Below are 13,222 nucleotides of genomic sequence, written 5' to 3'. Positions count from 1 at the left end.
GCTATTTCCTATTTTTTTGCCCTAGCATCGCTTATGGAACTTTTGGATCAAATTCGTGCCAGTATTGGCGACAAATACGTGGTGACAGGGCAGGACGCGCAGGCTTGGACTCGCGATTGGACAGATGTCTATCACTGGCAACCTTTGGCTGTGACCCGACCGGCCAATACCGAAGAGGTGCAAGCAATTGCGCGTGCCTGTTCTGCCCAAAATATCGCTATGGTGCCGGTTGGAGGCAATACTGGCCTGACCGGAGCGACAAAGGCGCAAGATGCGATTATGATCAGCCTCGATCGGATGAATGCCATTCGCGAAATTAAGCCCAATGCTCAAGTCGCCATCGTGGAAAGCGGCGCTGTGTTGGACAGTATTCACCAGGCAGCCGATGCCCATGATCTGGTTTTTCCGCTCATTTTTGGGGCCCGTGGCTCCGCGATGATTGGTGGCAACCTGTCAACAAATGCAGGTGGCTCTAATGTGCTGCGCTATGGCAATACGCGCGATCTCTGCCTTGGGCTGGAGGTCGTTCTGGCCGATGGGCGGGTGATGAACTTGATGTCGGAGCTGCGCAAGGACAACACCGGGCTCAATCTCAAACATATGTTCATCGGCGCTGAGGGAACGTTGGGCATTATCACAGCTGCGGTTTTACGCCTGTACCGAAAGCCTCTGGCCTATGTCACAGCCATGGTCGGCTTGCGCGAATTGGAAGATGCTCTGCCGCTGCTCATCCGGTTGCAAAATGAAACCGGTGGCGGGGTTGAAGCCTTTGAATTCATGCCAAGGCGGTATATCGAGCGGCATATTGAAAGAATTTCTGGTGCTGATGAGCCGTTTGAGGGCGCTCATGAAGTGAATATTCTGGTGGAAGTGGCCAGCACGCGCGCATCCGATTTACAGCCTGACGAGAGCGGCACGCCTAAATTGCAAGCCATTTTAGAAACCGCTCTTATGGACATGATTTCAAACGATAAGGCGCAGGACGCCGTTATCGCACAAAATGAAGCCCAGCGGCGCAGCATGTGGGCCCGCAGAGAGGCCGCGGCTGAAATCACCGTAGGCTTTCCCGGCGCGGTGGACACGGATGTCGCCGTCCCTCTTGAGGCGGTGCCAAGCTTTTTGAAGCAGATCACCGCCCGCGTCCAAAAGATTGATCCAGAAGGTTACGAATTCTACCTGTCACACTTGGGCGATGGGAATTTGCATTATACATTCTACCCTTCAGACCGGAGTGGTCGGCTCAAAGAACCGATTACGGAGGCGATTGAGGACGTTGTCCTTGGGTTGCAAGGCAGCTTTTCAGCCGAACATGGCATCGGTCTTTCCAAACGAAACTCGATGGCGCGGCGCAAGGATCCGGTGGCTTTGGAGATGATGCAGGCCATCAAAACCGCTCTAGATCCGAAAAACCTGATGAACCCTGGGAAAGTCTACCCGGAGCCAGACACCCGTTAGCTGCGCAGCATGACCGGCAAGCGGTGAAATGCCCTGCAACAAGACCCAAAAGATGGCGCAGCCCGGCGTTTCCGCCGGGCACAGATTTCTAGGTTATATAGGCTGATATCGTTAAGAACTCATAAGTAGAGGTCTTTTTACCGCCAGCTTTACATGTCGCGCAGCATCTAGGATCGGCCCGAAAATGTAATTCACATGCTCCATCCCATAAGCACCCCGGAAGTCGAAGTGTTCGCTATAGATCCGCCCACTCATGCCTGCCATGGCCCATGCACGAACGATCATGTTCTTTAACCCCTGCGGCCCGCATAGATAGACCTGGGTATCTTCGTTCATATCACGGATGATCTGTGCCAATCGCGGCGCTGTCAGCCCTTCGTTGCGATCGTCAGACAGGACAATCAAATTGAGCTGTGGCAAGCGTCTTGCATGGCGCTCTACATCCTCAATCGCACCAGCAGAGGCACGCGACCGGATGCCGAAAATCAAAGTCACGCGGGCCGCCACATCGGGCTGCATACGCTCAAGGGCGGAAAGGAAAGGTGTGATACCAACGCCGTCGGCAACCCAAAATTGTTCCTTTCGCTGGCTGTCAATCTGCGGCAAGAACCGTCCCACGCCGCGACCGAGGCGGAAACGATCACCGACTTTGACTGTTTTAACAAAATTATCAGTCCAATCCCCTGCCGCACGGATGACAAAACGCCGGGTCATCTCATCTCCACCGGCTATGGTAAACGGATGCGCTTCGGCACGCATGCTTTTGTGACCAAGCATCGCAAATTGACCAGGTTGAAACTTGGGCATTGGCCTTTTGGAACGGAATGTGACGTCAACACCGCCTTCAAATGGCGTTGCCCGCTCGACCTCAACCAAACGTGCTGGAACCAATTTACGCAGCAACGTTTGGCACCATGCGATTACTCCAACGATTGAAACTCCCGCCATCAATGTCCAAGGGGCGGCGCCCAAGGCCAAGGGGCTGGCGACAAAGAAAGTATGAAAAGCCGCCAAGAGGAACAAAGGCCCCATCAACATATGGCTCGCTTTCCAGATGTGATATGGGATCACCCTCACCATGGCCGCGAGTGTCAAAACAATCAGGCCAAGCATCGCAATCAGCCCTGCATCGCTGCCGCGCCCTGCCAGCGCTGGCAAAGCACCCAACCCGACGGGTGAGGCCAATGCCCAATGCGCCAGCCCCCCACCGATGGCGAAGAGCCCAAGCCAACGGTGCGATCCATAGGATTTGTCCGGCCCGCCCAAGATCCGGTCGACAATGCGCCAACGGGCCGCAAGGACCAGCACAAGCGCCATTGAGGTCATAGATAGAGCCCCAAATCCAGCGGGCAAAATATTTTTTGAAGGCACAAAAGGGGCCACAAATGCAATATGTGCAAAAACAAATATCATGGCCAATGTGAGGGTCTTTTTAGTCATCGAACAATCCAATCATATTCCAGTAAGCTGTCTTAAATTTCCGTTGCGCCAGATGAAGTCGGTAAAACCTAAAGTTCTGTTAATGCGTGGAGAGAGCTTCGATTGAATTTAATGGAGTTTTTACAAAAGATGTGTGCGGTTGGGTGATGCGTCCCTGATAGTTCAGAATTATGTCAAAAAAATGATTTAAAAATATAGTCTTATAAGACTTCATGGCGCCGCACCCGCCATATCTAAATTATCTGTTACGTTAATGTTAATTAAAATAAACGTAATATCAGATTAATTTTGTGAGGGCGCTGTGCACCTGCTTTTGCAGATGCAGCGCGGGTTTTCTTAACAAAGGACTACCGATATCAGTCAAGATAACCCAATCATACCAACGATCAGGCGGCCCGAGACTGTTAGGTCCATTTGGCCAAAGGCGGCAAGCTCATTAAGACGGCATCTGGATCATGGCCAGTTTCGAGACCAAATTTCGTGCCGCGGTCATAAAGCAGGTTATATTCGGCGTATAACCCACGATGAATCAGTTGAGCGTCGCGTTCCGCCTCGCCCCATGGCTGATTAAGCCGCGCTTCGACCAGTGGCGCATAGGCCGGCAAAAATGCCCGCCCGACATCTTGGGTAAGCGCAAAGTCTTTCTCCCAATCGCCGGTGCAGTGATCATCATAGAAAATGCCGCCTACACCGCGCGCGCGCTTGCGGTGGGGAATATAGAAATATTCGTCCGCCCAAGCCTTGTAGCGCGGATAGATATCTGCCCCATGCGGCGCGCAATAGGAATTTAAAACCCCATGAAACTGCGCTGTATCTTCCGCATATTCAATGCACGGATTAAGATCAGACCCACCGCCAAACCACCAGGCATGCGGCGTCCAAAACATCCGGGTATTCATGTGCACTGCTGGGCAATGCGGATTTTGCATATGCGCCACAAGCGAAATGCCCGCCGCCCAAAATCTTGGATCATCGCGCATGCCGGGGATCCCTTTGCGCGCCGCCATTGCCTCCTGCGCCCGCGCGCCCAATGTACCGAAAACTGTCGAGACATTGACCCCAACTTTCTCAAACACCCGGCCACCGCGCATCACACTCATCAACCCGCCACCAGCATCCGAGCCATCTTCAGCCGTGCGCTGCGTCGGGGTGACGGTGAATGTACCGCAGGGCGCATCTATCTCATGCTGCGCTTCTATCGCTTCAAAACGCGAAACAATATCGTCACGCAATTGGCGGAACCATGCGCTTGCAGCGGCTTTTTCGGAATCAAATGTCTCTGTCATGGCTCTCTTCAATGCAGCGATGTGCTCACCGCGTCAACCAGGCTGCGGCCGCCATCTACGGTTAATATTTCGCCTGTGACAAAGGACGAACTGTCTGAGGCTAAAAATTGCACAGCTTCCGCAACCTCTGTCGGACCCGCAATGCGCCCTTGTGGCGTCGCCGCCAAAATCGCGTCACGGTGATCTGGGTGTTCGCGGAGATGATCTTGCAAAGATGCGGACATGACAGAGCCAAAAGCCACCGCATTGACCCGCACGCGATCGGGCGCAAGGCTGACCGCCAAACATCGGGTCATTTGATCGAGCGCCGCACAGCTGACTGAAAATCCCATCAGGTCCGATTGCGTTCTTTGAGCCGCGATGGACGAAAGGTTAATGATTGTGCCCACACAGGGACGATCGCTGTCCTTGCCCTGTTTGATCATCCGCCGGGCCACCAATTGCGAGAGTTTAAATCCCGCCATAAGATTTTGGTCCAACATGATCTCTATACTTTCATCCTCTTGTTCCAGAGGAGAGGTGCGCAAGATCTGCCGTGCGCCGTTGACCAGAATATCGACTTGATCAAAAGCATCCAAAGTGGCCGAAAGCAAATTGGCAATGGTCAATTTTTCCCGCAGATCTCCAGAAAAATAGCGGATATTGCTGGCCTCATCCGCCATATCGCCCACTTCAGCGCGCAACCGTGCCTCATCCTTATCGGCAAACATGACATTGGCGCCCGCATCGGCCAAATGCCGGGCAATGGCCAAGCCCACACCATTGGCAGCGCCTGTGACAATGGCCGTTTTACCGGTGACTGAAAAAGACATGGGCTCTCCAGAGGTTGCGAATCTTACGCAGTCTAGCGGTTATTTCCGCTTTGGGCGAGATGCCTGGAACAGCTTAAATCGACCGTTGCCCGGAATCTCCAACACCTTTGCAAAACACTGTTCTAGCGTCGTTTCATACGGCAGATGGCGATTGGCCACCATGTAAACCGTACCCTTTGGCCGTAAACAACGCCGGGCGGCGGTGATAAATGCGCGACCCAAATCGGGATCGCCCTCTCGCCCGGAGTGGAATGGCGGGTTCATCACGACCGCATCATAAGCGCCCTTCCAATCGCGCGCGTCAGCCCAATGAAACGCAGCCCGCGGATCGCTGACATTGCGTTTGGCGCAGTCCAAAGCAAAGTGATCGGCTTCAACCAAATCAAGCCGCGTGACCGCATTGCGCTTTACAATCTGCGCCGACAAATAGCCCCACCCCGCGCCCAAATCCAGCACATCGCCTGCCAAATGCTCTGGCAAAGCCTCCCCCAGCAAAGCAGATGCAGGATCCACGGCCCCGGCGGAAAACACCCCCGATTGCGTGACGAATTCGCCAAAATTTTGATCCACCGCACGCAGGCTGGGCAATTGCGTACCGGCAAACCAAAACAGGCGCCCATGGGCCTTGGTGATCGTGCCTTGAACGGCGGCCAACTTACGGAGCGTCTTATAGTGGCTGTCTATGCCATCGGTTTTTTGCCCATCCACCACCACAATATCAGCGCAAGCGGCGGCCTGTGCGATAAGATCTGCAGTCTGTTGCTTCGAGCGCGTGCAACAGACCACCGCAAGCGCAAAGCGCCGCGCTGGGAGGGCGACATCACAGGAAAAACCTTGATTGTGCCAAGCGGCATTGAGCGCAACATGTGGCTGAATGATTAAAGGGGCTGAAAGTCCCGCCACATCGAAACCAACCGGCGGGTGCAGCAGGGCCACCGGCCCATCGCTGCGCGCGAGCCCGGTGTCAAACGCAAGGGAGAGGCGCGCCACGGGTTATTCTTTTTCCATGGTGCATTGCAGCGGATGTTCATGGCGCTGCGCCATATCCAGGACCTGCGCCACTTTGGTTTCTGCGATCTCACGGCTATAAACCCCAACCACTGCCAGGCCTTTTTTATGCACTGTAAGCATCAGTTCAAAACTTTCTTGGTGAGTCAGACCAAAAAAACGCTCCAGAACCATAATCACAAATTCCATGGGCGTGTAATCATCATTTAGGATGAGCACCTTGTAAAGCGGCGGGCGTTTGGTTTTTGGACGGCTGTCCAAGGCCACGCCGAAATCGCCCTCATCTTCGGGAGTATCTGCTGCCATGGTCCAATGCGCCGTCACAATATTTACCCTCTTATGGCCGATTTGCAAAATCGCTGTCTGACCCTCTATATAAAACTATAGCAGTTAATGGAAAGGGCCAGCTTGCCGAGCAGTATCAAAATTTTGGGCCTCGATGCCGACGACACGCTTTGGCAGAATGAGGAATTCTTTCGCCTCACCCAGGACCGCTTTGCCGATATGCTCAGCGCATATATGCCCCCCGACCCTCTGCACGCAGAGCTATTGGCCGCCGAGCGACGCAACTTGGGACGATATGGCTATGGGATAAAGGGGTTTATGCTGTCCATGGTCGAAACAGCAATTGACGTGTCCAAGGGCCAGGTCCCTGCCCATGTGATCCACGACATACTGACGATGGGACGAGACATGTTGAACCATCCCATTCATCTGTTACCTGGCGTTGCCGAATGCCTGCCACGGCTGGCCCAAGAGTATGCGCTGGTGCTCGTGACCAAGGGCGATCTTTTGCATCAGGAACAAAAATTGGCGCAATCAGGTTTGGGAGACCTATTTGAGGACGTCCATATCGTCAGTGAAAAACATATCACGACTTATCAAAGAATTTTCGGGGCGCAGCTGGCTGCGACGGCTATGGTTGGCAATTCCATAAAATCTGACATTCTACCCGCGCTCGCAGCCGGAGCGGCGGCGATTCATATTCCGGGACGCTATGAATGGGAGATGGAAAAAGCAGATGCGCCGCCCGAAGGCCCAAGGTTTTTTAAAGCTTCCTCGTTTAATAAGGTCAGCGCGCTTTTGATGGAAATGTGACTATTTCAAGGCAAAACTCGCGCAGCATACAAGATTTAGTGGGGAAATTCTAAATTTGCGCAAATGAGCGATCTTCAGTCCTTAAAATAGCCTTATTTTAGCTATTTTTTCACTGATTCGTTTGTGCTAGACTTCTCCTGAGCAAAGCACGGGAAAAATCCCGGCACATATAAAGAGCGAGGCAGCAGGCGTGAAACACCGGCTCATTCCCTATTTCATCGCAACTTTTCTTGCGGTGACCCTACTTCCGCCCGTGGCGGTGCAGGCCGCGCCCTATGCAGCGGTGGTTATGGATGCGCGAAATGGCAAAATCTATCATTCCCGCAACGCAGATACCCGTCTGCATCCGGCGTCCCTAACCAAAATGATGACGCTCTATGTCGCGTTTCAGGCGATTGAGAAAAACGAAATCTCCTTGGACAGCTACGTCACCGTGTCGCGCAATGCCGCGGCCGAGCCCCCGTCAAAACTCTGGCTCAAACGCGGCCAGAAAATCAAACTGCGCTATCTCATTCGCGCTGCGGCCATCAAATCGGCCAATGACGCGGCCACCGCAATTGGTGAGGCCATTTCAGGCTCAGAGGCCGCATTTGCCAAACGCATGACCCGCACAGCCCGCGCCATGGGCATGTCCCGCACAACGTTTAAAAACGCCCATGGTCTCACACGCTCCGGCCATCTGTCGACCGCGCGCGATATGACCATTTTGGGCCGTCATATGATTTATGACTACCCGCAATATTATAACCTATTTTCGCGGCGCAGTGCCGATGCCAAGATTCGCAAAGTGAATAATACCAACCGGCGCTTTCTCGCAGCCTATAAGGGGGCCGACGGGATCAAGACGGGTTACACACGGGCCGCTGGCTTCAATTTGGTCGCCTCCGCCGAGCGCGGCGGGGAGCGCATTGTCGCCACAATGTTCGGCGGATCATCCACAGCGGCGCGCAACAAACGTGTCGCGCAACTTTTAGATATGGGCTTTGACCGCGCGCCCTCAACCGCCAAACTTCAGCGCCCCAGCCTGCCGCCCTATGATCAAAACGAAAACGAGAATGGCGGGAAAACTCTGCGTCTGGTGACTGCCGTCAAACGCTCGCTCCGGCCCAAAATGCGACCCTTTGGCGAGGCCAGCGCTCCCGAGGAGCCACTTTTGGCAGCACTGCCCGATGTGCAGGTGCAACCCGATGACATCCTAACAGCCGTTCAATCAGCGACATCCGGCGCCGTGGCCGTGCAGGTCTCGGCCTCGACCTATGACCCGGAAATGTCCACAACCGCGCCGCGCGCCCGGCCGCCACAATTCTCTTTTGTGGCCGCGCCCGTGGCCGAGCAAGAAACCGAAACCGTAGCGCGCCGCGACTCCTCCGGCAGCCGCAATTGGGGCATCAATATCGGAAAATTCAGCTCCCGCTATGAGGCAGAACGGGTTCTACTCCGCATGGCCTTGGCAGAGATGACCACGCTGGACGGCGCCGAACGCAAAGTCAAAGCCCGCGCCAGCGGCTATGAGGCCCTGTTCACCGGCTTGACGCAACACAGCGCAGACCTCGCCTGCCGCAGACTCCATGCGCAGGAAATTTCCTGCGTCTTGGTGGACCCAAGCTAAAGCGCAGCCCCCCGCCCGCCCGCATAGAGCGGCTTGCTCTTATCCCGAATTTGCCGCATCCATGGCGCATGACAGATTTTATTTTTCGCATCCCGGCGCCCAGCGTCGAAATCTCAGGCCGCACCGAGCGCTTTGCTGTGCGGCGCATTTTCTGCGTCGGGCGAAATTACGCCGAACATGCTCGGGAATTTGGCAATGATGAACGCGATCCACCGTTCTTTTTCACCAAACCCGCGGATGCCATGGTGCCCAGCGGCGCCGCTTTGGCCTACCCGAGCTTGACGCAAGACCTGCATCATGAGGCGGAATTGGTGGTCGCGATCGGCACCGGCGGGCGGGATATCGCCGCCAAGGACGCTGAATCCCATATTTTCGGCTTTGCCTGCGGCAATGATTTAACCCGCCGTGATTTACAAGCCGTCGCAAAATCTCAGCGCCGCCCTTGGGATATGTCCAAAGCATTTGACGAGAGCGCCGTGATTGGCCCGATTGTCCCCGGGCAAAGCATCGCCCCTGAAGCTGCGATCCGCTGCCACGTGGATGGGCAGCTGCGCCAGAATGCAAAAATTGGGGACATGACCTGGCCCATCGCAGATGTCATCGCGGCCCTATCAACCCATGTGACCCTCGCCCCGGGCGATTTGATTATGACAGGCACGCCGGCTGGGGTTGGGCCAGTGGCACGGGGTCAGAGCTGCCGCGTTGAAATTGATGGATTGCCCGACGCAGAGTTTCGCTACACAGTTTAACCCAGGGCCGCCGCCAAGAGCGTTTGGGTATAGGGGTGCTTCGGGTTCTCAAAAATGTCCTGCGCCATGCCATGCTCGACAATATCGCCGTCTTTCATGACCAACACGCGATGCGACAAAGCACGCACAACCTTCAAATCATGGCTGATGAAGAGAAATCCAAGCTGGTATTTTTGCTGCAAATCACGCAATAGATTGACAATTTGCACTTGGACCGTGCGATCAAGCGCCGAGGTCGGCTCATCAAGCACGACGAATTTTGGGTTTAAAATCATAGCCCGAGCAATAGCGATACGCTGACGCTGCCCGCCAGAAAATTCATGGGGATAACGGTCCATCGTGTCCGGATCCAGCCCCACCTCGCGCAGCATCGAAGCCACTGCCTCGCGATGGTGACTGCGATTGCCACGGCTGTGGATCTCAAGACCCTCGGAGATAATCTCCATCACCGACATGCGCGGGCTCAGGCTGCCAAACGGATCTTGAAATACGATCTGCATATCACTGCGCAATGGGCGCATTTGCCGCCGGTTGAGGGCATCGATATCCTGACCCAAAAAGGAAATTTTATTTTTTGACGCGATGAGCCGCATAACCGCAAGAGCAAGCGAGGTTTTCCCAGAGCCGGATTCTCCCACCACCCCCAAGGTCTCCCCAGCCCGCACCGAAAGGCTGGCGGCATTGACCGCCTTCACATGCCCAACCGTACGGCGCAAAATCCCGCGTTGAATGGGAAACCAAACCCGCAGCTGATCGGTGCAAAGCAGCTCTGGGGCATCTTCAGCCACCGGCGCAGGCACGCCTATGGTCTCTGCATCGAGCAGCATTTTGGTATAGGCATGGCCCGGCGCATCAAAAATCTGCGCGCAAGGTCCAGTTTCCACCACTTCCCCCTGGCGCATCACCACCACGCGATCTGCGATTTTTCGCACGACGCCCAAGTCATGCGTGATGAACAACAGGCTCAGGCCCTCGCTGCGCTGTAAATCGGCCAAAAGTTCTAAAATTTGCGCCTCTATTGTCACATCAAGAGCGGTTGTTGGCTCATCGGCAATCAACAATTGTGGCTCATTGGCCAAAGCCATGGCAATCATCACCCGCTGCCTTTGCCCCCCCGACAGCTGATGTGGATAGGATTTGAGCCGCATCATCGGATCAGGGATACCGACCTTGCCCAGCAATTCCACAATGCGGTCCTGCAACGGCTGGCCGCGCAACCCTTGATGAACCGAAAGACTCTCGCCCAACTGTTTTTCGATGGTGTGCAGCGGGTTTAAAGAGGTCATCGGCTCTTGAAAAATAAAGCTGATATCATTGCCCCGAATGCGTTGCAGCCGGTCCTCTGGCGCGCCAATCATCTCTTCACCTTGATAGAGCACTGAGCCGCGCGCCACAGCACTTTCGGGCAAGAGGTCAACAGTGGCCAAAGCGGTCACAGATTTGCCCGACCCAGATTCGCCCACCACAGCGACAGTCTCTCCGGCGCCCACGTGAAAAGACACATTGCGCACCGCGGGCATCTCGCGACCGTCTTGGCGAAAATCAACCGTGAGACCGCGGATTTCAAGCAGGCTCATTGAAACACCTTGCGCGGATCAAAGGCATCGCGCACCCCTTCAAAAATAAAGACCAAAAGCGACAACATGATGGTAAAAACAAAAAATGCGGTGAAGCCAAGATGCGGGGATTGCAAATTAAGCTTCGCCTGCTGGGTGAGTTCCCCCAAAGAGGGCGAAGAGGACGGCAAGCCAAAGCCTAGAAAATCAAGGCCCGCCAGGGTTGAAATCGCGCCGGTAACAATGAAAGGCAGAAAGGTCAGCGTGGCCACCATCGCATTGGGCAGAATATGGCGCATCATGATGGTCCAATTGCTCACCCCAAGCGCTTCGGCCGCGCGCACATATTCAAAATTCCGCGCGCGAAAAAACTCTGCCCGAATCAGGCCCGTAAGCGCCGGCCAGCCGAAGATGATGGACAGGGTCGCCAAAAGCCAAAAGCTGCGCCCCAAGATCGCTGTCATAATGATGATGACGTAAAGCGATGGCAGAGCCGAAAAAATTTCAAGGAACCTTTGGAACAAAAGATCCGTCCAGCCGCCAAAATACCCCTGCACCGCCCCGGCGATGATGCCGATGATCGACGCGAAAACGGTCACCACCAGCGCAAAAACGATTGACAGTCGGAAGCCATAAATCACCCGTGCCAGCACGTCGCGGGTGGTGTCATCTGTTCCCAGCCAATGAGACGTATCCGGCGGCGACGGGGCTGCGCGGCCCAAATCATTCGGTGTGTCGTAGCTATAGGGCACGGGTGGCCAGAGCATCCAACCTCGGGAAAACTCCGCCACCTGCGCCCCAAAATCCCCCGCATCAATGGCGGCCATGGTCCCTTCGGGATCGTCAAAACAGATTTCTAAACCGCCGGAACGGATCAAGCATTGCACCTCTGGATCGCGGTAAGTGGCTTCGGTCTGAAAGTCGCCCCCAAAGGCCGTTTCGGGGTAAAACTGCGTCACGGGCATGAACAGCTCACCGCGATAACTGACCAATATTGGTTTGTCATTGGCGATAAATTCGGCAAATAAGCTGAGGCCAAAGAGCAGAGAAAAGATCCAAAAAGACCAAACTGCGCGCCGGTTTTTCTTGAAGTTATTGAGGCGGCGCCGGTTGAGAGGAGAAAGATTGATCATCCGCGGGCCTCAAAATCAATCCGCGGGTCAATGATGACATACATTAGATCCGACAAAATTCCAACGATCAACCCAAGCAGGCCAAAGGCGAACAAGGTGCCAAACATCACCGGATAGTCGCGTGATATCGCCGCCTCAAACCCAAGACGGCCGAGGCCATCCAGAGAGAAAATCGTCTCAATGAACAGCGATCCCCCGAAGAATACGCCAATAAACAAGCTTGGAAACCCGGCAATCACGATCAACATCGCATTGCGAAAGATATGACCAAACAACACGCGGTTCTCGGTCAGCCCTTTCGCACGGGCGGTCACGACGTATTGCTTGCGAATTTCATCGAGGAATGAATTCTTGGTCAACAGCGTCAGCGTGGCAAAACCAGAGATCACAGAGGCGAAAATCGGCAGGGCCATATGCCAAAAATAATCGCCGATCTTGGCCAAAAGGCTCATCTCCTCAAAACCATTCGAGGTTAGGCCGCGCAGCGGGAAAATCTGCCAATAGGAGCCGCCGGCGAAGAGCACCAAAAGCATGATGGCAAAGAGAAACGACGGGATGCCGTAGCCAACAATCACCAAGGCGCTGGTCACTGTGTCAAATGTGCTGCCGTCACGCATGGCCTTGCGCACCCCAAGAGGTATGCTTACCAAGTAGATCAGCAAGGTGGACCAAAGGCCCAAAGAGATCGACACCGGCATTTTCTCCAGCACCAAATCCACCACCTTGATGGAACGGAAATAGCTCTCACCAAAATCGAACTGCATATATTTCCACATCATGCGGGTGAAGCGCTCTAAAGGGGGGCGATCGAGGCCGAATTCACGCTCCAATTGTTCAATATACTCCTGGGGCAAACCGCGCGCGCCAGCATATTGATCATTGCCCGCGCTTTCGCCAATGCCCGCGTCATCGCCGCCAGTGATAGCGGCAAAGACATCCCCTTCACCTTCCAACTGCGCCAAGACCTGTTCGACCGGGCCACCTGGGACAAATTGGATCAGGGCAAAGTTGACAATCATCACCCCCAGAAGTGTGGGGATGACCAGCAAAAGCCTGCGGATAATATATGCAACCAT

The 13,222-nt window shown here is 54.7% G+C and carries 12 protein-coding genes; 4 read left to right on the top strand and 8 right to left on the bottom strand.

Annotated elements, in window-relative coordinates:
• Positions 1-33 precede the first annotated feature (33 nt).
• Positions 34-1,455: an FAD-binding oxidoreductase gene (locus tag RCA23_RS03290; protein ID WP_044049099.1), complete on the top strand. Its 1,422-nt coding sequence runs from the start codon at positions 34-36 to the stop codon at positions 1,453-1,455.
• A gap of 111 nt (positions 1,456-1,566) precedes the next feature.
• On the opposite strand, the gene RCA23_RS03285 is transcribed toward RCA23_RS03290, so the two are convergent.
• The 5 genes from RCA23_RS03285 to clpS form a co-directional block, all read right to left on the bottom strand.
• Positions 1,567-2,895, bottom strand: a complete 1,329-nt coding sequence (locus RCA23_RS03285) for a ferredoxin reductase family protein (protein WP_044049098.1) — start codon at positions 2,893-2,895, stop codon at positions 1,567-1,569.
• A 404-nt stretch (positions 2,896-3,299) separates the two neighbouring features.
• The gene (hemF, locus tag RCA23_RS03280) at positions 3,300-4,181 is read right to left on the bottom strand and encodes an oxygen-dependent coproporphyrinogen oxidase (protein ID WP_044049097.1); all 882 of its coding nucleotides are present in this window, start codon (positions 4,179-4,181) and stop codon (positions 3,300-3,302) included.
• An 8-nt stretch (positions 4,182-4,189) separates the two neighbouring features.
• On the bottom strand, positions 4,190-4,993 hold the full coding sequence (locus RCA23_RS03275) for an SDR family NAD(P)-dependent oxidoreductase (protein ID WP_044049096.1): 804 nt from the start codon (positions 4,991-4,993) through the stop codon (positions 4,190-4,192).
• A gap of 39 nt (positions 4,994-5,032) precedes the next feature.
• Complete coding sequence (locus RCA23_RS03270) at positions 5,033-5,983, bottom strand: class I SAM-dependent methyltransferase (RefSeq protein ID WP_044049095.1); 951 nt, start codon at positions 5,981-5,983, stop codon at positions 5,033-5,035.
• 3 nt (positions 5,984-5,986) lie between these two features.
• The gene (gene clpS, locus RCA23_RS03265; RefSeq protein WP_044051228.1) at positions 5,987-6,307 is read right to left on the bottom strand and encodes an ATP-dependent Clp protease adapter ClpS; all 321 of its coding nucleotides are present in this window, start codon (positions 6,305-6,307) and stop codon (positions 5,987-5,989) included.
• Positions 6,308-6,430: 123 nt separating this feature from the next.
• On the opposite strand from clpS, the gene RCA23_RS03260 reads away from it, so the two are divergent.
• From RCA23_RS03260 to RCA23_RS03250, 3 genes are all read left to right on the top strand, one after another.
• Positions 6,431-7,099: an HAD family hydrolase gene (locus RCA23_RS03260; protein ID WP_236631386.1), complete on the top strand. Its 669-nt coding sequence runs from the start codon at positions 6,431-6,433 to the stop codon at positions 7,097-7,099.
• A 190-nt stretch (positions 7,100-7,289) separates the two neighbouring features.
• Complete coding sequence (locus tag RCA23_RS03255) at positions 7,290-8,708, top strand: D-alanyl-D-alanine carboxypeptidase family protein (RefSeq protein ID WP_424452405.1); 1,419 nt, start codon at positions 7,290-7,292, stop codon at positions 8,706-8,708.
• Positions 8,709-8,776: 68 nt separating this feature from the next.
• A complete protein-coding gene (locus RCA23_RS03250) occupies positions 8,777-9,457 on the top strand; it encodes a fumarylacetoacetate hydrolase family protein (protein WP_044049094.1) in 681 nt (226 codons plus the stop codon).
• Here the strand turns inward: RCA23_RS03250 and RCA23_RS03245 are convergent.
• From RCA23_RS03245 to RCA23_RS03235, 3 genes are read right to left on the bottom strand one after another with little or no spacing between them, the layout of a single operon-like run.
• Positions 9,454-11,034 carry an ABC transporter ATP-binding protein gene (locus RCA23_RS03245; RefSeq protein WP_044049092.1) on the bottom strand — a complete coding sequence of 527 codons (1,581 nt, stop codon included), beginning with the start codon at positions 11,032-11,034 and terminating at the stop codon, positions 9,454-9,456. The two genes, RCA23_RS03250 and RCA23_RS03245, sit on opposite strands and share 4 nt — an antisense overlap.
• Positions 11,031-12,143, bottom strand: a complete 1,113-nt coding sequence (locus RCA23_RS03240) for an ABC transporter permease subunit (RefSeq protein WP_044051225.1) — start codon at positions 12,141-12,143, stop codon at positions 11,031-11,033. The genes RCA23_RS03245 and RCA23_RS03240 overlap by 4 nt, the downstream gene beginning before the upstream one ends.
• Positions 12,143-13,222, bottom strand: a complete 1,080-nt coding sequence (locus RCA23_RS03235; RefSeq protein ID WP_044049089.1) for a microcin C ABC transporter permease YejB — start codon at positions 13,220-13,222, stop codon at positions 12,143-12,145. The genes RCA23_RS03240 and RCA23_RS03235 overlap by 1 nt, the downstream gene beginning before the upstream one ends.

The organism is Planktomarina temperata RCA23, assembly GCF_000738435.1.
GTDB classification, from domain to species: domain Bacteria; phylum Pseudomonadota; class Alphaproteobacteria; order Rhodobacterales; family Rhodobacteraceae; genus Planktomarina; species Planktomarina temperata.
This window is presented reverse-complemented; position numbering and strand designations above follow the sequence as displayed.